Annotated in this window: 23 protein-coding genes; 12 read left to right on the forward strand and 11 right to left on the reverse strand. The window is 55.3% G+C overall.

Going from position 1 to position 26,457, the window contains the following annotated elements:
• The first annotated feature begins 87 nt into the window (after window positions 1–87).
• A complete protein-coding gene (tal, locus tag RTX30_RS13485) occupies window positions 88–1,038 on the forward strand; it encodes a transaldolase (protein WP_312690566.1) in 951 nt (316 codons plus the stop codon).
• A gap of 20 nt (window positions 1,039–1,058) precedes the next feature.
• Window positions 1,059–3,053, forward strand: a complete 1,995-nt coding sequence (gene tkt, locus RTX30_RS13490) for a transketolase (protein WP_312690568.1) — start codon at window positions 1,059–1,061, stop codon at window positions 3,051–3,053.
• Between the two features lie 76 nt (window positions 3,054–3,129).
• On the opposite strand, the gene RTX30_RS13495 is transcribed toward tkt, so the two are convergent.
• From RTX30_RS13495 to aegA, 4 genes are all read right to left on the reverse strand, one after another.
• Complete coding sequence (locus RTX30_RS13495; protein ID WP_312690570.1) at window positions 3,130–4,068, reverse strand: hypothetical protein; 939 nt, start codon at window positions 4,066–4,068, stop codon at window positions 3,130–3,132.
• 49 nt (window positions 4,069–4,117) lie between these two features.
• The gene (locus RTX30_RS13500; RefSeq protein ID WP_312690572.1) at window positions 4,118–5,158 is read right to left on the reverse strand and encodes a DUF1176 domain-containing protein; all 1,041 of its coding nucleotides are present in this window, start codon (window positions 5,156–5,158) and stop codon (window positions 4,118–4,120) included.
• Window positions 5,159–5,284: 126 nt separating this feature from the next.
• Window positions 5,285–5,860, reverse strand: a complete 576-nt coding sequence (gene nudK, locus RTX30_RS13505; protein ID WP_312690574.1) for a GDP-mannose pyrophosphatase NudK — start codon at window positions 5,858–5,860, stop codon at window positions 5,285–5,287.
• Window positions 5,861–5,928: 68 nt separating this feature from the next.
• Window positions 5,929–7,908 carry a formate-dependent uric acid utilization protein AegA gene (gene aegA, locus RTX30_RS13510; protein WP_312690575.1) on the reverse strand — a complete coding sequence of 660 codons (1,980 nt, stop codon included), beginning with the start codon at window positions 7,906–7,908 and terminating at the stop codon, window positions 5,929–5,931.
• 221 nt (window positions 7,909–8,129) lie between these two features.
• On the opposite strand from aegA, the gene narQ reads away from it, so the two are divergent.
• Window positions 8,130–9,824, forward strand: coding sequence for a nitrate/nitrite two-component system sensor histidine kinase NarQ (narQ, locus tag RTX30_RS13515; protein WP_312690781.1), 1,695 nt, complete (start codon window positions 8,130–8,132; stop codon window positions 9,822–9,824).
• 199 nt (window positions 9,825–10,023) lie between these two features.
• Entirely contained in the window at window positions 10,024–13,137 is a 3,114-nt protein-coding gene (gene acrD, locus RTX30_RS13520; protein ID WP_312690576.1) for a multidrug efflux RND transporter permease AcrD, read from the forward strand.
• 138 nt (window positions 13,138–13,275) lie between these two features.
• Here the strand turns inward: acrD and ypfM are convergent, their stop codons facing one another.
• A complete protein-coding gene (gene ypfM, locus RTX30_RS13525) occupies window positions 13,276–13,335 on the reverse strand; it encodes a protein YpfM (RefSeq protein WP_100181659.1) in 60 nt (19 codons plus the stop codon).
• A 191-nt stretch (window positions 13,336–13,526) separates the two neighbouring features.
• Between ypfM and RTX30_RS13530 the strand changes: the two genes are divergently transcribed.
• The 4 genes from RTX30_RS13530 (at window position 13,527) to RTX30_RS13545 (ending at window position 15,761) form a co-directional block, all read left to right on the forward strand.
• A complete protein-coding gene (locus RTX30_RS13530; protein WP_312690577.1) occupies window positions 13,527–13,964 on the forward strand; it encodes a GNAT family N-acetyltransferase in 438 nt (145 codons plus the stop codon).
• Window positions 13,965–14,055: 91 nt separating this feature from the next.
• Complete coding sequence (locus RTX30_RS13535; RefSeq protein WP_312690578.1) at window positions 14,056–14,412, forward strand: ArsC family reductase; 357 nt, start codon at window positions 14,056–14,058, stop codon at window positions 14,410–14,412.
• 3 nt (window positions 14,413–14,415) lie between these two features.
• Entirely contained in the window at window positions 14,416–15,543 is a 1,128-nt protein-coding gene (gene dapE / locus RTX30_RS13540; protein WP_312690579.1) for a succinyl-diaminopimelate desuccinylase, read from the forward strand.
• 17 nt (window positions 15,544–15,560) lie between these two features.
• Entirely contained in the window at window positions 15,561–15,761 is a 201-nt protein-coding gene (locus tag RTX30_RS13545) for a YpfN family protein (RefSeq protein ID WP_312690581.1), read from the forward strand.
• A 33-nt stretch (window positions 15,762–15,794) separates the two neighbouring features.
• On the opposite strand, the gene ypfH is transcribed toward RTX30_RS13545, so the two are convergent.
• The 6 genes from ypfH to dapA form a co-directional block, all read right to left on the reverse strand.
• Window positions 15,795–16,496 carry an esterase gene (gene ypfH, locus RTX30_RS13550; protein WP_312690583.1) on the reverse strand — a complete coding sequence of 234 codons (702 nt, stop codon included), beginning with the start codon at window positions 16,494–16,496 and terminating at the stop codon, window positions 15,795–15,797.
• Between the two features lie 77 nt (window positions 16,497–16,573).
• Window positions 16,574–18,589, reverse strand: a complete 2,016-nt coding sequence (locus tag RTX30_RS13555) for a GNAT family N-acetyltransferase (RefSeq protein WP_312690585.1) — start codon at window positions 18,587–18,589, stop codon at window positions 16,574–16,576.
• A 9-nt stretch (window positions 18,590–18,598) separates the two neighbouring features.
• Window positions 18,599–19,462: a neutral zinc metallopeptidase gene (locus tag RTX30_RS13560; protein ID WP_312690587.1), complete on the reverse strand. Its 864-nt coding sequence runs from the start codon at window positions 19,460–19,462 to the stop codon at window positions 18,599–18,601.
• Window positions 19,463–19,593: 131 nt separating this feature from the next.
• Complete coding sequence (gene purC / locus RTX30_RS13565) at window positions 19,594–20,307, reverse strand: phosphoribosylaminoimidazolesuccinocarboxamide synthase (RefSeq protein ID WP_312690589.1); 714 nt, start codon at window positions 20,305–20,307, stop codon at window positions 19,594–19,596.
• Window positions 20,308–20,417: 110 nt separating this feature from the next.
• A complete protein-coding gene (gene bamC, locus RTX30_RS13570) occupies window positions 20,418–21,452 on the reverse strand; it encodes an outer membrane protein assembly factor BamC (RefSeq protein ID WP_312690590.1) in 1,035 nt (344 codons plus the stop codon).
• A 16-nt stretch (window positions 21,453–21,468) separates the two neighbouring features.
• On the reverse strand, window positions 21,469–22,347 hold the full coding sequence (gene dapA / locus RTX30_RS13575) for a 4-hydroxy-tetrahydrodipicolinate synthase (RefSeq protein ID WP_312690592.1): 879 nt from the start codon (window positions 22,345–22,347) through the stop codon (window positions 21,469–21,471).
• A gap of 145 nt (window positions 22,348–22,492) precedes the next feature.
• Between dapA and RTX30_RS13580 the strand changes: the two genes are divergently transcribed.
• The 4 genes from RTX30_RS13580 (at window position 22,493) to hyfB (ending at window position 26,449) form a co-directional block, all read left to right on the forward strand.
• Window positions 22,493–23,065 (forward strand): glycine cleavage system transcriptional repressor, encoded by a 573-nt coding sequence (locus RTX30_RS13580; RefSeq protein WP_312690594.1) that lies wholly within the window; start codon window positions 22,493–22,495, stop codon window positions 23,063–23,065.
• Entirely contained in the window at window positions 23,065–23,535 is a 471-nt protein-coding gene (bcp, locus tag RTX30_RS13585; protein WP_312690595.1) for a thioredoxin-dependent thiol peroxidase, read from the forward strand. The genes RTX30_RS13580 and bcp overlap by 1 nt, the downstream gene beginning before the upstream one ends.
• Before the next feature lie 272 nt (window positions 23,536–23,807).
• Window positions 23,808–24,428, forward strand: coding sequence for a 4Fe-4S dicluster domain-containing protein (locus RTX30_RS13590; RefSeq protein ID WP_312690597.1), 621 nt, complete (start codon window positions 23,808–23,810; stop codon window positions 24,426–24,428).
• Window positions 24,428–26,449, forward strand: coding sequence for a hydrogenase 4 subunit B (gene hyfB, locus RTX30_RS13595; RefSeq protein ID WP_312690599.1), 2,022 nt, complete (start codon window positions 24,428–24,430; stop codon window positions 26,447–26,449). Before RTX30_RS13590 ends, hyfB begins: the two co-directional genes overlap by 1 nt.
• Window positions 26,450–26,457: the final 8 nt, after the last annotated feature.

The raw sequence follows: 26,457 nt of genomic DNA on the forward strand, positions 1-26,457 counted from the left end.
ATGCTTTTTTGTTATGCACCTCTCATCCTCACAAAAGTGCCAACGAAAGCACTCCAATAACCTACTGCTTTTAAAGGAGTTAATTTCATGAACCACTTAGACGGCATTAAACAATTCACTACCGTAGTAGCGGACAGCGGCGACATTGAGTCAATCCGTCACTATCAGCCTGAAGATGCCACGACCAACCCCTCTCTGCTGCTGAAGGCCGCCGCACTCGATCACTTTGCCCACCTGATTCAAGACGCCATCGCCTTTGGCAAAGCGCACGGTGACACCCAGGAACAGCAAGTCGCAGAAGCGTGCGACAAACTGGCGGTCAATTTTGGTGCGGAAATTCTGAAAAGTGTGCCGGGGAGAGTCTCTACCGAAGTCGATGCCCGCCTCTCTTACGACAAAGCTAAAAGCATCGCCAAAGCCAAACGACTGGTTGCTCTGTACAAAGAGCAAGGGATCGATACCTCACGCATTCTGATCAAACTGGCTGCCACGTGGGAGGGGATCCGCGCGGCGGAAGAGCTGGAAAAAGAGGGTATCCACTGCAACCTGACGCTGCTGTTCTCGTTTGCCCAGGCGCGCGCATGTGCCGAAGCTGGCGTGTTTCTGATTTCGCCTTTCGTAGGGCGTATTTACGACTGGTATAACGAACGCAAGCCGCTGGAACCTTATGTGGTGGATGAAGATCCTGGCGTGAAATCCGTGCGCAACATTTACGATTATTTCAAACAACATCGCTATCAGACCATTGTGATGGGTGCCAGTTTCCGGCGCACCGAGCAGATCCTCGCGCTGGCTGGCTGCGACCGCCTGACCATTTCGCCGGCGCTGTTGCAGGAGTTGCAGGACCAGGAAGGCATTGTTGAGCGCAAGCTGGTGCCATCTCGCCAAACCTTCCACCGCCCCGAACCGTTGAGCGAAGCGGAATTCCGCTGGGAACACAACCAGGATCCGATGGCGGTAGAGAAACTGTCGGACGGCATTCGCCAGTTTGCCGTCGACCAGCGCAAACTCGAAGATCTGATCGCCGCCAAATTTTAACCCTTGCCATGGAGTGAATTATGTCCCGTAAAGAGCTTGCTAACGCCATTCGCGCCCTGAGTATGGACGCGGTGCAAAAAGCCAATTCCGGCCACCCTGGCGCGCCGATGGGGATGGCAGATATTGCCGAAGTGCTGTGGAATGATTTTCTGCGCCATAACCCGGCCGATCCCACCTGGTACGATCGCGACCGCTTTATTCTCTCGAATGGCCATGCCTCGATGCTGCTCTACAGCCTGCTGCATCTGAGCGGTTACGATCTGCCGCTTGAGGAGCTGAAAAACTTCCGCCAGTTGCACTCCAAAACGCCGGGACACCCGGAAATTGGCTATACGCCTGGCGTAGAAACCACCACCGGCCCGCTGGGTCAGGGGCTGGCAAATGCCGTCGGGCTGGCGATTGCCGAACGGACGCTGGCGGCGCAGTTCAACCGTCCGGGTCATGACATTGTCGATCACTACACCTATGTGTTTATGGGTGACGGCTGCCTGATGGAGGGCATCTCGCATGAAGTGTGCTCGCTGGCAGGCACGCTGGGGCTGGGTAAACTGATTGGTTTTTACGATCACAACGGCATCTCGATTGATGGTGAAACCGAAGGCTGGTTTACCGACGACACGGCCAAACGTTTTGAAGCCTATAACTGGCATGTGGTGGGCGAAATCGACGGTCACTCCGCCGAAGAGGTGAAAAAAGCCATCCTTGAGGCGCAAAGCGTCACCGACAAACCGTCGCTGATCATCTGCCGCACAACGATTGGTTTTGGCTCACCAAACAAAGCCGGGAAAGAGGAGTCGCACGGCGCGGCACTGGGTGAAGAAGAAGTGGCACTGACCCGCCAGCAGCTGGGCTGGAAATACCCGGCATTCGAGATCCCGAAAGAGATTTACCAGGCATGGGACGCCCGTGAACGCGGCGCCAAAACCCAGCAAACCTGGAATGAAAAACTGGCAGCATGGGAGAAAGCCTACCCCGATCTCGCCGCCGAATTTAAACGCCGGATGAGCGGCGGCCTGCCGGAAAGGTGGGAACAAACGACGCGCGAATGGATCGACAATCTGCAAGCTAACCCGGCAAAAATTGCCACCCGTAAAGCGTCACAAAACACCCTTAATAGCTACGGCCCGCTGTTACCGGAGCTACTGGGCGGCTCAGCGGACCTGGCACCGAGCAACCTGACTATCTGGTCGGGTTCGACCTCGCTCAAAGAAGATCCTGCCGGTAACTACATCCATTATGGCGTACGTGAGTTTGGCATGACGGCAATTGCCAACGGTATTGCGCATCACGGGGGGTTTATCCCCTATACCGCCACCTTCCTGATGTTCGTAGAATATGCCCGTAACGCCGCGCGTATGGCGGCGCTAATGAAAGCGCGGCAGATTATGGTCTATACCCATGACTCAATTGGCTTAGGGGAAGATGGCCCGACGCACCAGGCTGTTGAGCAGCTTGCCAGCCTGCGTCTGACGCCAAACTTCAGTACCTGGCGCCCCTGTGACCAGGTGGAAGCGGCCGTGGGCTGGAAACTGGCGGTAGAACGCCACCACGGCCCAACAGCGTTAATCCTGTCTCGTCAGAACCTGACGCAAATGGAGCGAACCCCGGAGCAGGTGCAAGCCATTAGCCGTGGGGGGTATATCCTCAAAGACAGCGACGGTAAACCGGATCTGATCCTGATTGCCACCGGCTCAGAAATGGAGATCACCATGAAGGCCGCCGAGCAGCTCAGTGCTGAAGGCCATAAAGTGCGAGTCGTTTCCCTGCCCTCTACCGACATCTTCGATGCCCAGGACGAGGCCTGGCGCGAATCCGTGCTGCCGTCGGATGTCGCCGCGCGCGTCGCGGTGGAAGCCGGCATTGCGGATTACTGGTACAAATACGTGGGCCTGAAAGGGGCCATTGTCGGAATGACCGGATACGGCGAATCTGCGCCTGCGGAGAAACTTTTCCCGTACTTCGGCTTTACGGTCGAAAACGTGGTGGCAAAAGCCAAAGCCGTACTGAAAAAATAAGTCCCTGCGCCAGCCGTCCGGCTGGCGCTTTTTTTATTATCAGTTTTAAACCACCGCCTCTGGAGGTGGTTATCGTTCATTTCAGGCTGATTAATGCTTCGCTAACCTGCGGTGTGACAATCTCTTCTTGCTTATCGTCCCACAGCGCTTTTTTCACCAGCACCCTGCCGCTGTGCTGCGGATCGCGCTGCACCAGCGTCGCCGCATCATCCTGTTCCTGAACATTAATATTCATGGGGAAAGGGGGTAACGCTTTGATCCACTGCCCTTGCTGAATGTCATAGACATAAACCACACGCCAGGCACTGGTCCACCATTCCGGGAAGATAACGACCCGATCGCGTCCGCTGTCATCCAGCGTCGACAGCACATCAACGCCGCCGCCAATGCACTGCGGCACAATAGCCGGTTGAACCGCAGGATTGCTGCTCCATAACGAGCACTGGCAGTCGCCGTCCATATCGCAGCTGCCACCGCTTTTTGGATCGCGGGCGGTAACCCACACCACATCTTTATTCACGCCATCGAATTTGCCTTTGGCAAGTCGCCCTTCTGCTGCCGGATCTTTTTGATTCAGTCGGGTGAGCAAATCCGTCTCATCACGGATACGCCAGCCCGCCGCTTCTTTTTTAAACCCCAGTTGCGCCGGGTAGTTTTTCAGCTTGTCTGCGGTGATACCCGCCTGTTTAACAAACTCTACCCACACCTGGCCCGTCTCATCTTCGTTGATGTCGAGCGTGCTGATAATCCGCTGCGCGTACTGCGGCGAATGGAGTTTGAAATCGCGTTGTTTGCTGAGCACCGCATCGCTGGCCAGGTTCTGGCCAAACCACTGCACCTGGGCGGCGTAAAGATTACTGTCGGTCGCGCCCTGCTCACCATTGAGATAGCTGTTCCAGTGCTGGACTTGCTGAGTAATGGCCTGGCGATCGGTACTGCTGAGTTCCGCCTGTACGGGTACAGCGGCAAAAAACAGCAGGCAAACGGCAACCCACTGTGCATAAACGTGCTTCATTGTTGTTTTCCCTGTCAAAATCCCAGGGGGGATTATAGAGAGGTTACGCTTATCTCGTCACCCACAGCGTTGGCCAGGCATCAGGGCCGTGCCAGTTATCGCAGGTCGGTTCCTGAGCGTAGCGCACCAGACGAAAACGTTGCCCGTCAAAACGCCAGCGGCTCGACACACCGCAATCCACCAGTCCACGCCCTTTTGACAGAGTGGTCAGTTCACGGGTTTTCTCATCAAAAGCCGCGTTCATCAGTTCCATTTCATCGTTGCCATTGTCCGGGGTGAACGGCAAACGCAAACGAACGGGGCGCGAGGCAAAGGGCTTTTGCCGGGAAACCAGCCACGCCAGTTCCACGGTGTTATACGCGCCAGCTTCGCAGTCGATGATCAACAGGGCTTTGTCATCCGTCAGGGCCGTCACACGCACCTGGCGGCGCATTGGATCCAGGGAACACTGGCTGTTGTTCATGCGCCAGTTGGCATAATCCAGTAAGTCGTTCAGTTGACTATGCGTCAGCGGCGCGGGCATATCATTGGTCTGTACTACCTTCTTCAGCGCGGGGGCCGGAGGTACGCTCAGCGACGGCTCATCGCCTTTTTTTATCCACGCCGTTTCACTGCCAACGCGTTTTTGTTGCGCATCAATAAACAGCAGTGCTGCTTTGAGGCCAATGAGCGACAGTGAGCCCTTACCATTTTGCAGGGTGATCGTCTTCCCTTCCTGGATCACGTTTAAAAAGGTGGCAATGCCGCCCGCATTGTCAGTCATTAAATGCCAGGGCGTGATTTGCCAGTGTTCGCCCGCCAGCGGCAATGGCTGCCCGTCAAGCAACAGGCGTGGCGCAATAGGCGGTTCTTTTAATGGTGGAGTGTCTTTGCTGCCAAGATCGATACGTAGGGTGGCGTCGGTACGCGCACCAGCGCTGCGTTCGAGCGTCATCACCAGACCGTTATGCCCGCCAATATTGCGCGCGACGCAAAAGTTCTGGTTATTGCAGGTGACCTGCCAGTCGGAAAAAGCCTGTTGTGCAGGCGCAGCCCACAGCCACGGCGCGGTAAAAAGCCCGAATAGCAAACATAAACTGCGATAACGCATGAACGGAACAACCCCGGAAGAATAATAGATGTAAGACGTGCGCCATCTTCTATTCCCCGGTTCGCTTGCTCAATCAGATTTGTCGGATAGCTTCATGTGAAAGAAGGACCAAAAAGACCTTAATATTCAGTTCATTATCCCGGAGAGTTGTAAGTATTGCAGTAAAATCACCGCCTTGCCATCGCGGATCTCTCCACGGGCCATCATTGATAAAGCCTGAGTGAAGGGCAATTCCACGATTTCAATCTCTTCATCTTCCACGCCGCCGCCGTTATTCGCGCGCTGCGCATCGCTGTATTCAGCAATAAAAAAATGCACCAATTCCGTCACGCCACCCGGTGACATATACAGCTCGAAGACTTTTTGTACCTCGCCGACCTCGTACCCGGTCTCTTCGATAGCCTCTTTACGAATGCAAACTTCTGGCTCATCGTCATCCAGCAAACCGGCGCAGGTTTCAATTAAGCGGCCGTCTTCATTACCGTTGATCCAGGTAGCGATACGAAACTGACGGATCAACAGCACGCTCTGCTTTTCACGGTTATAGAGCAGGATTGTCGCGCCATTTCCGCGATCGTAAACCTCGCGCTTATGGCGCACTACTTCGCCATTCTGACGGGTCAGATCGTAGGTGATATTGCGCAGGATAAAGTAATTTTCAGAGAGGAGTTTATCTTTGATAACTTCAATTTTCAGCGACATACAGGCTCCAAAGCGCTAACAACTTAACGTCATAGTACGCCGTGAAGCCTGTTTTGTCGCGAAAGCCGTTAATGTTTACCGGGTGCGGTAATGCCAAGCCAGTCCATCATTCCCTGCGCGGCATGGCGACCTTCCGCCATTGCGGTCACCACCAAATCTGCCCCACGCACCGCATCGCCACCGGCGAAAATTTTCGGATTACTGGTCTGGTAGCGATAGCGCGAATCGACCGCGGCGGCGATCCGTCCCCAATCGTCCAGTCGCACGCCCTGCTGCTCCAGCCACGGCATGGCATGCGGGTTAAAACCAAACGCCATGATCACGGCATCGGCGGGCATCACGAATTCACTACCGGCAATCGGTACCGGGCGACGGCGCCCTTTGGCATCCGGTTCGCCCAGTTGCGTACGCAGCAGGCGAATGCCGCAAACCTTACCGTCGCTATCCAGTTGCAGATCCACCGGCTGCACATTGAACTCAAATGCCGCGCCTTCATCGCGGGCGTTTTGCACCTCTTTTTTCGAGCCGGGCATATTGGCTTCGTCGCGGCGGTATGCGCACGTCACTTTACCGGCACCGTGACGCAGCGCCGTGCGCACGCAATCCATCGCCGTATCGCCACCGCCCAGTACCACCACGTTCAGCCCTTCTGTGTTGATAAAGGGTTCATTGGCGCTCTCTGGCAGCCCCATTAATTGCCGGGTATTGGCAATCAGGAAGGGCAGCGCATCATATACGCCCGGCGCATCTTCATTCGGCAGGCCCGCTTTCATCGAACGGTAGGTACCCACGCCGACAAATACCGCATCAAAGTCGTTGATCAACGTGTCGAGTGCGATGTCTTTACCAATTTCGCAATTCAGCTCAAAACGAATGCCCATCGCGCTGAAAATCTCGCGCCGACGCGCCAGTAACGATTTGTCCAGTTTGAAGGCCGGGATACCAAATGTCAGCAGCCCGCCAATTTCAGGATGACGGTCGAACACCGTCGCACTGACGCCATGCCGCGCCAGTACATCGGCACAGGCCAGTCCTGCCGGACCGGCACCGATAATCGCCACACGTTTGTCTACCGCTTGTACCTGCCGCAAGTCTGGACGCCAGCCCTGCGCCAGCGCCTGATCGGAGATATAGCGCTCAATATTGCCGATGGTGACCGCGCCATAATCGTCGCGCACGGTGCAGGCGCCTTCACACAAACGGTCCTGCGGGCAAACGCGACCGGTAATTTCTGGCAAACAGTTCGTTTGATGAGAAAGCTCGACCGCAGCGGCAATATCGCCCTCTTTCACCCGCGCGATCCACTGCGGAATATGGTTATGCAAGGGGCAGGTCCATTCACACACGCTATGCTCACCGCACGTCAGGCAGCGCTCTGCTTCGCGGTGTGCCTGTCCGGCGCGAAACGGCAGATAAATTTCGTCGAAGCCCACTTTGCGGGCCGCCAGCGGTAATTTATCGGGTTCTCCGCGCGACGGTGTCTTGCGCATTTGCCGCACTTTGCGATCATCAAACGCCGGGGCCAGCGCGGCAACGCGGTGCCAGGGTTGCGCTTCATGGCTGGCAGTGCGCAGACGACGCGCTTTCGCCATGCCTGCCAGCGCGTCACCATTCACCAGTTGCAACGCATCCGCCGGGCAGTTTTGCACGCAAGCCGGGCCGTCAGCCCGACCAGCACACAGGTCACATTTATGCGCAGTGGCTTTTACCGCGCCCTCGCCAACGGCAGTCACCAGCACTTGCATAGTGCCAAACGGGCAGGCCACCACACAGGCTTTACATCCGATACACTTTTGCTGGTTAACCTGCACAGAATCATCGACACGCGCGATCGCGCCATTCGGGCAACTACGGGCACAGGGGGCAGCTTCGCAGTGGCGGCATGTTACCGCGCTGCGTTGCTGTTGCTGTTTGATCACCGTAATGCGCGGGTGAAATTGCGCCGGGTGCAGCACATGTTGCTCATCATTGTGCGCCATGACACACGCGACTTCGCAAGCATGACACCCTATACACTGCTGGCTATTCGCCATAATAAAACGATTCATGGCACCCTTCTTTTCTGGTTTAATAAACCTCATTTTTATATCCCCTGTATTTACCGGGGCTATTGGTGCCAGGCAATGTTCAATTGCCCATAATGTTTATCTATTTGTCACGAACTTGTAGCAGATCAATTTATTTCAGGATTTCTGAACACTCATTTCATTCTATGGCTATGCGAACCGCCGTCCCTCGCGGGTAACATCAGGAATTGGAAACTACTGCTGTGATAGTCAAAAAACCCGTTTCAACCAGCCTTGCCCGGGCGTTTTTTTATATTGTTCTGCTCTCTTTACTCTCCACTGGCGTTGCGCTAACCACCCTCGCCAGCAGCCTGAAAGATGCAGAAGCCGTTAACATTGCTGGTTCGCTGCGCATGCAGAGCTATCGCCTTGGTTACGATCTGCAAAGCGCTCCGTCCATGCTCGCTGAACACCGCCAGCGCTACCTGCAAACGCTGAATTCGCCGGTATTGCAGCACTTGCAGCGCTGGTACATTCCGCAGGACGTGCAACTGCGTTATGGGCAATTGCACGAAACATGGCGCGAGATGGATGCGCGCCTGGCCCACAATGACCGCCAGTGGTACCAGCAAAATATTCAGCATTATGTTGGCAATATCGATCTGTTCGTACTGGCGTTGCAGCACTATGCCGAACGCAAAATGCTGCTGGTGGTATTGATTTCACTGCTGGGGGCGTGCGGGATATTCACGCTGGTCTTCTTTACCCTGCGCCGCATTCGCCAGCAAGTGGTGGCTCCTCTGCAACAACTGATGACCGCCAGTCAGCAGATCCAGAAGGGACACTTCTCTTATCCACCGCTTAAGACGCAACTGGATAATGAGCTGGGGCTGCTGGCCTCAACATTCGATCGGATGTCCGGAGAGTTGTTAAAACTGTACCGCTCGCTGGAAGCATCGGTTGCCGAGAAAACGCGGGACCTCCACGAAGCACACCGACGTCTTGAACTGATGTACCAGTGCTCGCAGGCGCTGAATACCAGCCAGATTGACGCACATTGCCTGCGCCAGGTGCTGAACATTGTTTATGAACATGAAGCGGTCAGTTTTCTTGAACTGAGCGTGAACGAAAACTGGTGCCTTCAGCAGGGCGTACGGGACCCGCAACAGCCATTGCACAGTCTGCCGGTGAATATGCTGGAAACCGTGCTGGGCGAGTTGCGCTGGCAAAGCGTGGAGCAGCAGGCTTTACTGCCGTTAATGCGCAATATCGCCACCATTCTTGGCCGCGGCTTGTACATCAACCAGGCGCAGAAACAGCACCAGCAACTGATCCTTATGGAGGAGCGCGCCACCATTGCCCGCGAACTGCACGACTCGCTGGCGCAGATGTTGTCGTATTTGCGCATTCAGCTTGCGTTGCTCAAGCGCGCCGTGCCGGAGAGCAACGCGCCCGCGCATACGATTATTGATGACTTTTCGCGCGGGCTGAACAATGCCTACCAACAGCTTCGCGAGCTGCTTACCACGTTTCGCCTCTCTTTACAGCAAAGCGACTTAACGGCAGCGCTGCGCGAAGCGCTGGATCTGTTGCAAAGCCAGACCCAGGCACGGCTGACACTGGATTGCCGCCTGCCGACCCAGGCGCTGGACGCGCAGCAACAAATTAACGTCTTGCACATTATTCGCGAGGCGGTGATCAACGCGATTAAACATGCCAATGCCAGTGAAATCAGCGTGAGCTGTGTGACCGATCCCGACGGACTGCATACCGTTTATATTCGTGATAACGGCATTGGAATGCGTAGCACAATAGAGCCGGACGGCCATTACGGATTGAGTATTATGCGTGAACGCGCCGGGCGACTGGCGGGTGAACTGGAGATTACGTCGGCAGCGGAGCACGGTACACAGGTGATGTTGCGTTTTCCACTGGCAGACGCTGCCGGACGTCAATAAACGTAAAGAAAAGCAAACAATTACAACTCTTAAGAGGACGCAATTTTGCTTAAATCACGCGGTGCGGCGTTATGCCTCAACCCAGCATGATAATTTACATTTTCTCCTTAATTTCTCCACGATTGGTTGCTGCATTGCCGCTACATTGTGGCGAGCAATGTAATAATAATGATGCGCAGCAATAGAGGTCTGGCTTCTGATGGCGAATTTTTTTATTGATCGCCCCATTTTTGCGTGGGTACTGGCGATCCTCATCTGTCTTACGGGAACACTTGCCATTATTTCTCTCCCGGTCGAACAATACCCCGATTTAGCCCCACCCAACGTGCGCATTACGGCCAGTTATCCGGGCGCTTCTGCGCAAACGCTGGAGAACACCGTCACCCAGGTGATTGAGCAGAACATGACCGGGCTCGATAACCTGATGTATATGTCTTCGCAAAGCAGCGCGACAGGCCAGGCTACTGTCACCCTGAACTTTAAAGCCGGCACCGATCCTGACGAAGCCGTGCAGCAGGTGCAAAACCAGTTACAATCCGCCCTGCGTAAGCTGCCGCAGAAGGTGCAGAACCAGGGCGTGACGGTGCGCAAAACTGGTGATACCAACATCCTGACGCTGGCCTTCGTATCGACCGACGGCTCAATGGATAAACAAGATATTGCGGACTACGTGGCCAGTAATATTCAGGACCCTATCAGCCGGGTAAATGGCGTCGGCGATATTGATGCCTACGGTTCACAGTACTCCATGCGTATCTGGCTTGATCCCGCCAAACTCAATAGTTACCAGATGACCACCTCCGACGTGACATCTGCCATTAGCTCGCAAAATGCGCAAATTGCCGTTGGCCAGTTGGGTGGCACGCCTTCGGTCGATCGCCAGGCGCTGAATGCCACCATCAATTCCCAGTCACTGCTACAAACCCCGCAACAGTTCCGTGATATTACGTTGCGTGTCAATCAGGACGGTTCTGAAGTGAAGCTTGGCGATGTCGCCACCGTCGAACTGGGCGCTGAGAAATATGACTATCTCAGCCGTTATAACGGCAATGCGGCGTCCGGGCTGGGGGTAAAACTCGCCTCCGGGGCGAACGAAATGGAGACGGCGGAACAGGTCATCAAGCGCCTTGATGAGCTGGCGCCCTTCTTTCCGCATGGACTGGAGTACAAAGTCGCTTACGAAACCACTTCGTTTGTGAAAGCCTCAATTATCGATGTGGTAAAAACCCTGCTGGAAGCTATCGCACTGGTGTTCCTGGTGATGTATTTATTCCTGCAAAATTTCCGCGCAACGTTGATCCCCACCATCGCCGTACCGGTGGTGCTGCTGGGGACTTTCGCGGTGCTCTATACCTTCGGCTACAGCATTAATACCTTAACCATGTTCGCCATGGTGCTCGCTATCGGCCTGCTGGTGGATGACGCCATTGTGGTGGTGGAGAACGTAGAAAGGATCATGTCAGCAGAGGGGCTTTCGCCACGAGAAGCGACGCGTAAGTCGATGGGGCAAATTCAGGGCGCGCTGGTGGGGATCGCGATGGTGCTCTCGGCCGTATTTGTGCCGATGGCGTTTTTCGGCGGCACTACGGGTGCCATTTACCGTCAGTTTTCGATCACCATTGTGTCGGCGATGGTGCTGTCGGTATTGGTGGCGATGATCCTCACCCCGGCGCTGTGCGCCACGTTGCTCAAACCGCTGCATAAAGGCGAACTGCACGGGCAAAAAGGATTCTTTGGCGCCTTCAATCGCCTGTTTGACAGCAACGCCGCCCGTTACGAAACCGCAGTGGGTAAGATTCTGCACCGCAGTCTGCGCTGGATGGTGCTCTACATTTTGCTGATTGGCGGCATGGTGCTGTTATTCCTGCGTCTGCCCACCTCGTTTCTGCCGCTGGAAGATCGCGGAATGTTCACCACCTCGGTGCAGTTACCCAGCGGGGCAACGCAGCAACAAACCCTGAAAGTGGTCGAAAAAGTCGAAAACTATTTTGCGACTCACGAAAAAGCCAATGTCGAGTCGGTCTTCTCCACCGTTGGCTCCGGCCCTGGCGGCAACGGGCAAAACGTGGCGCGTCTGTTTGTCCGCCTGAAGGACTGGGATGAACGCGATCCCACCAGTGGCAGCGCGTTTGCCATTATTGAGCGGGCCACCAAAGCGTTTAACCGTATTAACGAAGCTCGCGTCTTCGCCAGCAGCCCGCCGGCGATCAGCGGTATGGGCAGTTCCGCCGGTTTCGATATGGAGCTGCAGGATCATGCAGGTGCAGGCCACGATGCGCTAATGGCCGCCCGCGACCGCCTGCTTGACATGGCGTCGAAAGACCCTGCGCTGACACGGGTTCGTCATAACGGGCTTGATGACAGCGCGCAGCTGCAAATCGATATCGATCAGCGCAAAGCGCAGGCGCTGGGCGTGTCCATTGATGATATCAACGACACGTTACAAACGGCGTGGGGCTCCAGCTACGTTAACGACTTTATGGATCGTGGCCGCGTCAAGAAAGTGTATGTCCAGGCGGCGGCAAAATATCGCATGCTGCCGGGGGATATTAACCTGTGGTATGTGCGCAACAGCAGCGGCGGTATGGTGCCCTTCTCGGCCTTCGCCACCTCGCGCTGGGAAACCGGCTCACCGCGCCTGGAGCGTTACAACGGTTATGCTGCCGTGGAAATTGTCGGTGAATCAGCGCCTGGCGTCAGCACCGGTACGGCAATGAACGTGATGGAAAAGCTGGTGAATCAACTTCCGGGCGGCTTTGGTCTGGAGTGGACGGCCATGTCTTATCAGGAGCGCCTCTCTGGTGCGCAAGCGCCGGCGCTATATGCCGTTTCTCTGCTGGTGGTGTTTCTGTGCCTCGCCGCGTTATATGAAAGCTGGTCAGTGCCGTTCTCGGTCATGCTGGTGGTGCCGCTCGGGGTGATAGGCGCACTGCTGGCGACCTGGGCGCGTGGTCTGGAGAACGATGTTTATTTCCAGGTGGGTCTGTTGACGGTCATCGGCCTCTCGGCGAAGAACGCCATTCTGATTGTCGAATTCGCCAATGATATGAATGCAAAAGGTGAAGATTTGCTGGTGTCGACGTTACATGCCTGTCGCCAGCGCTTACGCCCGATCCTGATGACCTCGCTGGCGTTTGTGTTTGGTGTGTTGCCCATGGCAACCAGCACGGGCGCAGGCTCCGGTAGCCAGCATGCGGTAGGAACCGGGGTGATAGGCGGGATGATCTCCGCTACCGTGCTGGCTATCTTCTTTGTACCTTTGTTCTTTGTGCTGGTACGTCGCCGCTTCCCGCTGAGAGAACGCGCGCAGTAATACAGCCAATGCATCACCGATGACCTGGCGGTGATGTAAGCCAGGCAACAAAAAAGGCGACCTGCGGGTCGCCTTTTTCATGTGATTGTTTTCACACTTTTAGTTATAAGCCGTCACTGCTTAATAAGCTTTTGGAAATTATTTACGAAGCATGCCTTCGATAAAGTCTTTCCAGTTCCCCAGTTCATGTTCAATCATAACTACCTCTCTTTCTCTTATTATTGTGGCCATTTTACTCAATCTGATGACCACTGTGAAGATATTTTAAACAATTGCTTCAATCGTTGTTTGCAGGGTATTTTGAATAACGTGATATTACTATGAGCCGTTGTTCTTTCATTTAATGTGAGTAACGGCAATATTCCATAAAAACTTTAGGACTAAATGAAATGACGATCACATTGTGTGATAAATCTACCATTAATGCGGTTGACTGGCAGAGGTTAAGCCACTTACTTGCCGCCGGAGGACTCAACCAGCGCCCGCTGCAACAGGTCGAACAGGCATGGCGTAACAACACCTTTTGCTGGTTCGGTTACCATGACGGCGAACTGGTCGCTACCGCACGCGCCATCAGCGATCTGACATGGGCCAGCTATGTGGCTGATATTGTTGTCTCGCCTTCTCATCAGGGCCGTGGTTACGGCAAACAATTAATGACTGACATCGTGAAAACGTTATTACCTTTCGGCAAACTCTTTATTTATTCCGTACCCGAAAAAACAGGATTTTATCAACAATATGGTTTTCGTTTTTTAACCACCGGCATGGTATGCGCTACCGCTGAGAGTTTATTCAAGCTGGAGCAGAGTGGTTATATTCGCTGAAATATAATTAACTGGCGAATGAAATTCTTTATTAATTCCGTTATTCTAATTTCTTGTACGAATAACCTGAAATGAGACAAAAGGATTCACCATGTTGACGATGTATGGCATCAAAAACTGCGACACCATCAAAAAAGCGCGCCGCTGGCTGGAAGATAACCAGGTGGCATATCGCTTTCATGATTACCGGGTCGACGGTATTGATGCATCATTACTGCATAGTTTCATTGCAGAACTTGGCTGGGAGGCGCTGCTGAACACGCGCGGCACGACCTGGCGTAAACTGGATGAATCGCTGCGCGCCACCATTACGAACCCTGAGGCCGCCGCCGCGCTGATGCTGGAAATGCCGGCAATGATTAAACGCCCATTGCTCTGCGCGCCCGGTAAGCCTATGCTGCTGGGTTTCAATGATTCCAGTTACGAGAAGTTTATCAACGAGGTGTAGTTTATGTCGTGCCCGGTTATTGAGCTGACACAGCAGCTTATTCGTCGCCCTTCTCTGAGTCCTGATGATGCGGGATGCCAGGCGTTAATGATTGAACGCCTGCGCGCTATCGGTTTTACCATTGAGCCGATGAATTTTGGCGACACGCAAAACTTCTGGGCATGGCGCGGTCAGGGCGAAACGCTGGCCTTTGCTGGTCATACCGATGTGGTTCCGCCAGGGGATGCCGATCGCTGGATCAATCCACCGTTTGAACCCACCATCCGCGATGGCATGCTATTTGGTCGCGGCGCGGCCGATATGAAAGGTTCGCTGGCAGCGATGGTGGTTGCCGCAGAGCGTTTTGTCGCTCAGCATCCGCAGCACAAAGGTCGCCTGGCATTTCTGATCACTTCAGATGAAGAAGCCAGCGCCACTCACGGTACCGTTAAAGTGGTGGAAGCGCTGATGGCGCGCAATGAACGCCTGGATTACTGCCTGGTCGGTGAACCCTCAAGTACCGAAGTGGTCGGCGATGTAGTGAAAAACGGCCGTCGCGGCTCGATGACCTGCAACCTGACGATTCATGGCGTGCAAGGGCACGTTGCCTATCCGCACCTTGCGGATAACCCGGTGCACCGTGCTGCGCCGATGATAAACGAACTGGTGAGCATTGAGTGGGATCACGGCAATGAGTATTTTCCGCCGACCAGCATGCAGATAGCCAATATTAAAGCCGGTACGGGCAGCAACAACGTCATCCCCGGGGAACTGTTTGTGCAGTTCAACTTCCGCTTCAGTACTGAACTGACGGATGAGATGATCAAAGCAAAAGTGGCTGCATTGCTGGAGAAACATCAGTTGCGTTATACGGTAGAGTGGTGGATTTCAGGGCAGCCGTTTTTGACCGGGCGCGGCAAACTGGTGGATGCGGTAGTGAACGCCATTGAGCACTATAATGAGATCAAACCGCAGCTGTTGACCACAGGCGGCACGTCCGATGGCCGTTTTATCGCGCGGATGGGCGCACAAGTCGTGGAACTCGGGCCTGTCAACGCGACCATTCACAAGATTAACGAATGCGTGAACGCCGCCGATTTGCAGATGCTTGCGCGTATGTATCAACGCATTATGGAACAGCTTATCGCCTGACGGGCCTGGAGGATTGCATGGAGTGGCTTGCTAAATATTGGTGGATCCTGGTACTGGTCTTTTTACTCGGCGTGATCATTAACGTGATTAAAGATCTGACGCGCGTCGATCATAAAAAATTCCTCGCTAACAAACCGGATCTTCCTCCGCATCGTGATTTTAACGATAAGTGGGATGACGATGACGACTGGCCCAACAAAGACCAGCCGAAGAAGTAACCTGCCGCACGCCACTCCTCAGGAGTGGCGATTTCACATCAGCAGTTCAACAATATCATCGTCGTTAGGTTTTCCGCCGCTTAACGCTTCGTCGAAGTAGTGCTTCGGCACGGTATAGCGCAGGTGGTTTAGCGCCAGCTCAATACTGCGATCGTCTATGGCATGCCCCAAATCATCAACAATATCCAGCGTGACATCGCCACCGTGGCCTAGCAACGCCTCCTGCGCGGAAACTGCCCAGGCCAGATCAATGACGTTGTCTTCACCGCCGTGAATCAAATGGATGGTCTGCGCTGCATGGGCTTTCTGCGGCAGCGTGGCGTAGCGACCATTAAAAGCGATAACCCGCGACGCCAGATCGTCCTGTGCTTTTACCCCTTCCAGCGCCATGATCGCTCCCTGCGAGAAGCCAATCAGTGCCGTGCCTTGCGGCCCGACACCGCTCTGCTGTTGCCAGTAACGCACCGTATCGATAAATACAGGCATTGCCTCGTTGACCCGCTGCTGGCGGTTCTCCTCCGTCACGCCCACTACGGAGAACCACTGCCGCCCCGGCGCCATGCCGCTGGGCTGCGCGCCGCCGATGCTGACAATCAGCGCCTCGGGGAAGTGGGAGGTGAACCAGCGGCCAATTTCCCCCATCGAAACCGGGTTATCACCAACGCCATGAAACAGCAGCAGCAACTGTTTTGCCGGGGATTGCGGGCTTTGCACTACAAAATGGTCATGTTTCATGGTGGTCTCCTTAACTCGATGAGTGCAGTTTACGCCGGGGAGCAATAATGACCATGCCATTTAACTGAATGAGTTAGTTAAAAAAACTGCAGCTTTTGTACCTGTTCTTTCAGACATGCTGTGCGTTGAGGATCGCACATGCTAAGGGCCAGCGCGGTATCCTGGCGTTGCCGCGCCAGCAGAGCTTTACGCCCGTGAATGCTCAACTCACGGCAGAGCAAGTGCTCACTTTTCCCCTCGGTGAGTACGCCACGCAGCGATGCCAGCGCTAAATCACTGTGCTGAAGCAGGCGGCACAATGCCCCCTGCGCGCTGGAGAGCGGACGATGCGCAAAGGCGAACCCCGCCAGTTCGCGCCAGTCTTCATCATTAAGGGTAGTCGTCTGCACAGCAGGCAGTGGCAACTTTTCCTCTCGCCAGTGTGCCAGGAACGGTAAATCACGCGACAGACGAGCCTGCTCGTGCCTGACCAGCGCCTCTCCCGCCGCCGTCAGTGGTAGCAGCGCCATCGCCGTATAGCAGCCGCTACTGGCCTCACGGTGGCTGCCGAGACGCACCAGTGCAAAACCACAGCGCTGCCAGAAACGCCATAAACCCGGGGTATAACCAAAGCTGACCGACAGATAATCATAATCACCAGAATGCGCCTGCGCGCTGGCGATCAGCGCCGACCCTATGCCCTGGCGTTGGCAGAAAGGGTGCACGGCGATACGGCTCACTCGTAGCCCGCGAAGGGTCGCTGCCAGCGGGCTGCCGCCGTGTGCCGCCAGCGACTGTGCCACTAAATTCCCGCGCGGACGGCGAAAACCGGCCCATACCGCCTGGCTGAGTTCCGGGCTTAATCCACCTTCTTCCACCAGCCACAATGCGCCTGTCAGCGCCGGGCCGTGACTGCTCAGCCAAAAGTGCTGCCCTGGCGCATCCATCATGCGCCGCAAGTCCAGGGGGGAAGTACGATAGTGGGCGCTTGCCAGCAGGCGATAAAGTGCCATGGGCTGTGCGGGCTGGTTTTGCCAGGCATTCTGTGCCAACGGTTGCAGAGTGCTGGCGCCGGGGGCAATCTCAGCGATTTGCGCATCGTCAAAGAGCAGTAACGTGTTGATAAACTGCTCCAGTGGACACCCCTTCGCCCAGCGTAGCGGCGTGCTCAACGCATAATGATGCAGCCGGGGGAAGCTGGCGCAAAACTTCAGCAAAAACCCCTGCCCGGTTCCTTCATACCCTTGCACCGTGGTTGTAAGGAGCACATGCTCAAACGCTGTGGTCAGCGCATGCAGTAAGGGGCCGGGGATCGCCGCGGCTTCATCAACCACCAGCCAGCCACGCTGCGGGCCAGCGTCGGCGATCTTTTGCAATAAGGCATCCGGGGCGGTAAATACAAAGCGTTCGCCGGCATAATGTGCCAGCACATCGGTCGCCGCTCGTGCCGGAGCGGTCACCGTCGACGGTGAAGGAAGCTGCGCGATGTGCATTCCGGCCAGCGCCGACTTACCGCGGCCTCGCGGTGCGGTAACGACTGCCACGCCGGGGGGCATGGCGTGCAGTGCGGCAAGAATGTCGGCCTGCTCGTGCACGGGTTCCCCCGTGGCCGGGTGCCAGTCCTCGCGCGCAGGAAAATGCGTCAAGGTAAAAGAATGAGGTTCGTGCCACACCACCGCTTGCTTATCCGCTGCGAGAGTGCGTAAGAAATGGTGCACAAAGACGGGTGTGGCAACGGGTTCTGCCGTGTCGCTCCAGCGGCAACTGTCCGCATCCGGCAACGCCGGCCACAGGTCGTGCGAAGGGGTGAGCAGCACCAGCCAGCTACCGGCCCTGAGCGTGCCTCCCAGGGCGGCAAAAGCCGCAACATCGAAACCCTGGCGCGCATCAAAAACGGCATGGGTGAATTCGCGCCCCAGTAACGTGGACAGCGCGCGCGGAGAGCACTGCTTTGTCCAGTTTGCGCTGTCCCCCACCCATAACCAGTCGCCAGGCAGCGCGTCACGCAGTCGCTCCGCCTGCTGTTCACACCACCGGGCGCCGCCGCTCACCACCAGCAAACGGCGAATGCCTTCACGCGCCATTTGCGCGCTCAGTCGAAGAAATACCTGCATCGTTAACGGTTACAGCTGCCCGCTGAAGGTATCGCACTGCGCCGGATTGCCACTGTCCATGCCGCGTTTGAACCAGCTGTAACGCTGGGCCGAGGTACCATGGGTAAAACTGTCCGGGATCGCACGCCCCTGGCTACGCTGCTGTAAGCGATCATCGCCAATGGCCTGGGCGGCATTCAGCGCCTCCTCCAGATCGCCCGGCTCGAGCACTCCCTGCTGCTGCATACTGTGCCCCCAGACGCCGGCATAACAATCCGCCTGCAGTTCCATGCGCACCGATAGCGCGTTGGCCTCTTTCTGCGAGGCGTTCTGTTGCAGGCGTCGTACTTTCTCTTCTGTGCCAAGTAACTTCTGTACGTGATGGCCAACTTCATGCGCAATCACGTACCCCTGGGCAAAGTCGCCATCAGCGCCCAGTTTGTTTTTCATGTCGTCATAAAAAGAGAGATCGATATAGACCTTGCTATCCGCCGGGCAGTAAAACGGCCCCATAATCGACTGCCCGGTTCCGCAACCCGTGCGGGTATAATTGCGGTACATCACCAGCGTGGGTTGCTGGTATTGACGGCCCATGCCGGCAAAAAGTTGCCCCCAGGTATCTTCGGTGGTGGCAAAAATGACACGGGTGAAATGCGCGGATTCGTCCTCATTCGGACTGACGCTACGCTGTTGGGACGGTGGGCTGACGGGCTGCCCGGTCAGCAGACCGGTTAAATCCACCCCGTAATAACTGGCGACCATCACCAGCAACAGCAGAATAATGCCCCCTTTGCCGCCAGGCAGGCGAAAACGCGGCCCGCGAAATGACGACCCATCCGACTCATTGCGCCGGTCTTCAACATTGTTACTTTCTCGACGCCCTTGCCAGCGCATAACCACCTCACTTTCCCAGTAATGGACTCAGTGTATATATGATCGTAGGCGCTTAGGAAAGGATTACCACAGGAAAAAAGGTACAGGAACCCAGAGGATGCGGGCATCCCCCAGGCAAACGGCAGGTATACTCAGTCTAACTTCACACCGAGACGATGTGCGACAGCTTCATAAGCTTCAATCAGGCCGCCCAGACTTTGGCGAAAACGGTCTTTATCCATTTTATCCAGGGTCTCTTTGTCCCACAGACGGCTGCCATCCGGAGAGAACTCATCGCCGAGTACTACTTCACCGTTGAACAGGCCGAATTCCAGCTTGAAATCGACCAGGATCAGGCCCGCGTCATCAAACAATTTGCTGAGCACATCGTTGGCTTTGTAAGTCAGCTCTTTCATGCGCGCCAGATTTTCTTTGTTCACCCAGCCGAAGGTTTCACAGTAGGATTCGTTGACCATCGGGTCGTGCATCGCGTCGTTTTTCAGGAACATATCGAACAACGGCGGATTCAGTTCGATACCTTCCTCAATGCCCAGACGTTTCACCAGCGAACCCGCGGCACGGTTACGGATAACGCACTCAACCGGCACCATATCCAGTTTTTTTACCAGACATTCGGTATCAGAGAGCAGCGCTTCCATCTGGGTCGGGATTCCGGCTTCTTGCAATTTGCTCATAATGAAATGGTTAAACTTGTTGTTCACCATGCCCTTACGATCGAACTGCTCGATGCGCGCGCCATCCCCTGCTGATGTATCATTGCGGAATTCGAGCACCAACAGATCCGGGTTTTCCGTACTGTATACGGTCTTCGCTTTGCCACGATACAACTCAGCTTGCTTTTGCATCTTTGTTACTCCAGGTGTGAGGATATAAATCGAATTTCACTATTTTACGCCGACGCACACGTTTGCGTCACCATAATAAAAAAAGGCCGGATGCGATCCGGCCTTCGGGATTAGTGGTTAAAGGCAGACTGGAATGCGGCTACCAGCGCATCATTCTGCGACTGCGTCAGAGTATGACCTTTCGGATCGATAAACTGGAGGCTGCTGCGGTTATCTAAATCGCCGACCTGCAGTTTATAATCACCGGAAACGAGGCCCGGATCGCGAGCGCCGAGATCGCGCCAGCCACTGTCAGACAGCGGTTTGTAAGTCACCGCCATGCTGCCGGTAGAACGGGTGCTGTCGGTCACTTTCATGCCCACTTTTTCCAGCACGGCAGGCAAACGCTGCCACACCACGTTGAACGGACCACGAACCACCAGCATCGGCAGACCGGTATCATCCGCGCCGCTCTGTACATCCAGCGACGATACGCTGCGGTTGTCTGCGGCTTTTTGTGCATCGTTGGCGGATTTATCCAGACCGGCGGAAATCACGTTCAGCATTTCGGTGCTGTAACGCTGCAGCGATGCGGTATCAGCAACCGGTTTGCCTGCCTGTTCCAGGTTAACCAGTTTGACCACGACCGCTTGCTGATAACCTTGCGGTTTTACCGAGATTTGATAACGACCACGGTACTGCTGATCTTCATCCAGACGGTTCCAGTCAACCCAGTCGGTGGTCAGGGTCTGCGTCGCATCATCGCGTTTGGCGATGGCGTAATTCTTCGCCTGAATAACGCTCACAACCTGCGGCCACAGCGTGCTGTTACGGCCATTTTCCACCATTAACGTCGCGGTATCGCCAGTGAATTGCGTACGTCCACCGGTTACCAGCGCGAGCGGCTGTGCGGGCGGGCGGATGTCCAGTTGTTTACCAAGGGCACCACTGCCATTGGTGACAGGGATATTGTAATCCCCGTTCTGCACCGGAAGGATCATCCCGGCCGGCGCATGAAGTTCAGCGAGCGGAGCAGCATCCAGATAGGATTCGTCACCGCTAACCTGACGCTTGTAACGTGAATCGGAACTGCAGGCGGCGAGCAACATCACAAGTGAAACACCCGCTACCTTCGCCAGGCGCGACTTCTGTACTGAGTAAGCCATCAAATCTCCCTAAACTTTACAGCAGACCGGCATGCTTAAGCGCTGCACGGACAACCTCACGACCGTTATCGGTAATGGGCGTCATCGGCAAACGCAGCGTGTCGGTTGCTACAAGTCCCAACTCCTTACATGCCCATTTGACCGGGATCGGATTGGGTTCGACAAATAGTTTGTTGTGTAACGGCATCAGACGCTGGTTAATCACGCGCGCTTCAGCATAGTGCCCTTGCGCCGCCAGCTTGCACATATCGGCCATATCACGTGCCGCTATGTTGCTGGTCACGGAGATCACGCCGTGACCGCCGAGCTGCATAAAGTCCATCGCAGTGGCATCGTCGCCGCTCAGCAGGATAAAGTCGTCTGAAACCAGCTCTTTGATCTGGTGAACACGACTTAAGTTCCCTGTCGCTTCTTTAATACCGATAATATTTTTAATTTTCGCCAGACGGCCTACGGTTTCCGGCAACATATCGCAACCAGTGCGCGACGGCACATTATACAGAATTTGCGGCAAGTCAGTATGTTCGGCGATGGCTTTAAAATGCTGGAACAGACCTTCCTGAGTCGGGCGATTGTAATACGGGGTAACGGTCAGGCAACCCACTACGCCGCTGTTGTTAAAACGTTGCGTCAGGCTGATGGCCTCAGCGGTGGCATTCGCGCCTGTACCAGCGATAACAGGAATACGCCCGTCAGCCAGTTCCAGCGTCAGCATCACCACATCGCCGTGCTCGTCATGGCTCAGCGTGGCGGATTCACCGGTAGTCCCTACCGAAACGATCGCCGATGTTCCGTTGGCGACATGGTAATCAATCAGTTTTTTCAGGCTTGACCGGCAGACTTTACCTTGCGAATCCATCGGCGTGACAAGCGCGACAATACTTCCCGTAAACATGGGCCATCCTCTGTGCGAACAAGATTCTCAATGGTACGTGCGGTACTGTAAGAAAAGCAAGAGACCTGAGTCCCTGTGGCGGTTGTATGCCGGTTTTTTTTATGCTTTCCTTATGATTACCTCACGTTTGACAGGAAGCACAGGTTTGACAGCCTCATCACAACATTTTTTGGTTATCACTGCGCTGGGGGCCGACAGGCCTGGCATTGTGAACACGATCACACGCCACGTCAGCAGCTGCGGCTGTAATATTGAAGACAGCCGTCTGGCGATGCTGGGGGAAGAGTTCACGTTCATTATGCTGCTGTCCGGGTCGTGGAACGCCATTACGCTCATCGAATCAACCTTACCGCTGAAAGGCGCAGAGCTGGATTTGCTGATCGTGATGAAGCGCACCGACGCGCGCCCGCGTCCTGATATGCCAGCCACCGTTTGGGTGCAGGTTGACGTCCCTGATTCACCGCATTTAATTGAGCGTTTCACCGCACTTTTCGATGCCCATGATATGAATATCGCGGAGCTGGTTTCCCGCACACAACCCGGAAATCACGACGCCACGCCGCAGTTGTTTATCCAGATAACCGCTCACAGTCCTGCGTCACAAGACGCATCAAATATTGAGCGGGCGTTCAAAGCACTATGTACAGAATTGAATGCACAAGGCAGTATAAACATCGTCAACTATTCACAGCATGATGAACAGGATGGAGTTAAGTAATGAATCCACTGAAAGCCGGTGATATCGCACCGAAATTTAGCTTGCCGGATCAAGACGGGGAACAAGTAAATTTGGCCGACTTCCAGGGACAGCGTGTACTGGTCTATTTCTACCCGAAAGCCATGACACCAGGCTGTACTGTCCAGGCTTGCGGCCTGCGCGATAACATGGATGAGTTAAAAAAAGCGGGTGTAGAAGTGCTGGGTATCAGCACGGATAAACCGGAAAAACTCTCCCGTTTCGCCGAAAAAGAGCTGCTCAACTTTACGCTACTCTCTGATGAAGACCATCAGGTATGCGAGCAATTTGGTGTCTGGGGCGAGAAGTCGTTTATGGGCAAAACCTATGACGGCATTCACCGTATCAGCTTCCTGATTGATGCAGACGGCAAAATCGAACATGTGTTTGATGATTTCAAAACCAGCAATCACCACGACATTGTGGTCGCCTGGCTGAAAGAGAACGCCTGATCGCGTATCCCGCTTCCGGAGGGCAGCCCGACCGGGTTTGCCCTCTCCTCTTCTGTGCCCTCCTTTACCGCAATTTTGACGTTAATCACACTTTATTCTCCGCGCTCGTCACTGGTGTCGAAAGGATATTTTTCGTTCGATACTGACCATCACTTTTGTTCACCCCGTTTTCCGGAAAATATTAACCTATTGAAATAAAAGACAATTCAATTCTGGCATAGCTTGTGCTTAGGCAGGCTCAACGTTTTTGTCTTTGTTTTCAAGGAGCCGACATGAACCGCTTTGTGATGGCCAGTCCCGAGTGGTGTATAGGATGCAATACCTGCCTTGCCGCGTGTTCGGATGTACATAAAATCCAGGGTTTACAGCACCATCCCCGGCTGACGCTGGTGCGTACCGAGAGCAAAACCGCGCCGATACTCTGCCGGCACTGCGATGACGCCCCCTGTAAACAGGTGTGCCCGGTCAATGCCATTTCCTTGCAGGATGACGCCGTTTATCTGAATGAAACGCTGTGCATTGGCTGCAAACTGTGCGGACTGGTGTGCCCTTTCGGTGCCATTACGCCTTCCGGCAGCCGCCCGCTGAATGTTCCCGCCCGCTACGAACACTCTGTTCCCGAGGAGCAATTGCGGGATGTTCCCGCGAGCGCGCAAACGGATCACCCCTTTTTACGCTGGAACGCCGGTGTACAAACCATCGCCGTGAAATGCGATCTCTGCCACTTCCTGCCTGAAGGGCCATCCTGCGTGCGGGCCTGCCCCACCAACGCTCTGCACCTGGTCACCGATGCCGTGGTCAATAAGCACCTCAAAGCACGCCGGGAACAGGCCGCGATGCAGTCGACGGATCTGACGGTCGGTACGTTTTCCTCTTCGTCGGAGCAACGCTAATGGATGCCCTGCAATTATTAATGTGGTCAATTATTCTCTACGTTGCAGGCGGCGTGATCTCCCTGCTGCTCTCACACCGCCAGGCGCTGGCGATTAACGTCGCGGGCATTACCGCAATGCTCGGCGGTGTGCTGGGTATTGCCAGTGCCCTGGTGGCGCTTAGCGGGGGCGAAACCCTCAACTGGCACGTCGCAGGGCCGTTCGACTTTGCGCCTTTGCAGGTACGGCTGGACAGCCTCAGCGCCTTCATGGTGCTGGTGATTTCGCTGCTGGTAACGGTATGCGGGCTCTACTCTCTCGCCTATGTTCGCGAATACCTGCATAAAGGTGCAGCGGCAATGGGCTTTTTCATGAACCTGTTTATCGGCTCAATGGTCGGTCTGGTGGTGATGGATAACGCCTTCTGGTTCATTGTCTTGTTCGAAATGATGTCCCTCGCCTCCTGGTTCCTGGTGATCACCGACCAGGATGAAGAGTCGATCCACGCCGGGTTGCTCTACTTTTTTATTGCCCATGCCGGGTCTGTGCTGATCATGATCGCCTTCTTCCTGATGTGGCGGCAGAGCGGCAGCCTGGATTTCGCCAGTTTCCGTTCCCTGTCGCTTTCCCCTGGCACGGCATCGGCTGTGTTTTTGCTGGCGTTCCTGGGTTTTGGCGCCAAAGCGGGGATGTTACCTCTGCACAGCTGGTTGCCGCGCGCGCACCCGGCAGCGCCATCGCACGCGTCGGCATTAATGTCCGGCGTAATGGTGAAAATAGGTATTTTCGGCATCATCAAAGTCGGTATTGATCTGCTCGGTCACAGCGGCATTCCGCTGTGGTGGGGAGTACTGGTACTGGCCTTCGGCGCTGTTTCATCGGTGCTGGGCGTGTTGTACGCGCTGGCGGAACACGATATCAAACGCCTGCTGGCATGGCATACCGTTGAGAACATCGGCATCATTCTGATGGGCGTGGGCGTGGGGATGACGGGCATTGCCCTGCATCAGCCGGTGATTGCCGCTGTGGGTCTGCTCGGCGCTCTGTTTCATCTGCTGAACCATGCACTGTTCAAAGGGCTGCTGTTTCTCGGCGCCGGCGCGATTATCTACCGTCTGCATACCCGTGATATGGAGAAAATGGGCGCGCTGGCGAAACGGATGCCGTGGACGGCAGGTGCCTTTCTGGTCGGTTGCCTGGCGATTTCCGCCATGCCGCCGCTGAACGGATTTATCAGCGAGTGGTACACCTATCAGTCCCTCTTTTCCCTGACCCGCATTGACACCCTCATCCCCCGCCTTGCTGGCCCCATTGCCATTGTAATGCTGGCGATCACCGGGGCGCTGGCGGCCATGTGCTTCGTCAAAGTATATGGCGTCAGCTTTTGCGGTAATGCCCGCAGTGAACAAGCTGATCAGGCGCGCGAAGCGCCCTGGCCGATGGTGGCGGCCATGTTGCTGCTGGCACTGCTGTGTGTACTGACTGGCGTCGGCGCGAGTGTTGTTGCACCGTATCTGATGCAGATTGTTCTTACCTTAACGCCACCTGCCACGCTGGCCGTGGCGCAGGGCGCAACACTTATCCCCGGCGATGTTCACCAAGCCATGTTGACGCCTTCGACGGTATTCCTGCTGTTGTTAGTCCTGCCACTCCTGCCGGGCCTGCTCTGGTCTATCAATCGCTCTACGCGTGGTGTTTATCGCCGCAGCGGCGATGCCTGGGCCTGTGGTTACGCATGGGAAAAAGGTATGGCCCCGTCGGCAGGCAGTTTTACCCAGCCATTACGGGTGATGTTTGGCCCGCTCTATCGCCTGCGCCAACAGCTTGATCCGGCTCAACCGCTCCAGCGAAGCCTTGGCGGCATTACCCAGGCGGCAACGCGTACCGAACCGTTCTGGGATGAGAAGCTCATCCGCCCGTTGGTTCGCGGCACACAGCGCATTGCCCAAGGAGTGCAACACCTGCAAAGCGGTGATTTCCGGCTCTACTGCCTGTACATGATTGCCGCCCTGGTAACCCTGTTGCTGACGATAGCGCTGTAAGGAGAGAA

The sequence above is a fragment of the Kosakonia sp. genome (genome assembly GCF_032052965.1).
Taxonomy (GTDB): Bacteria; Pseudomonadota; Gammaproteobacteria; order Enterobacterales; family Enterobacteriaceae; genus Kosakonia.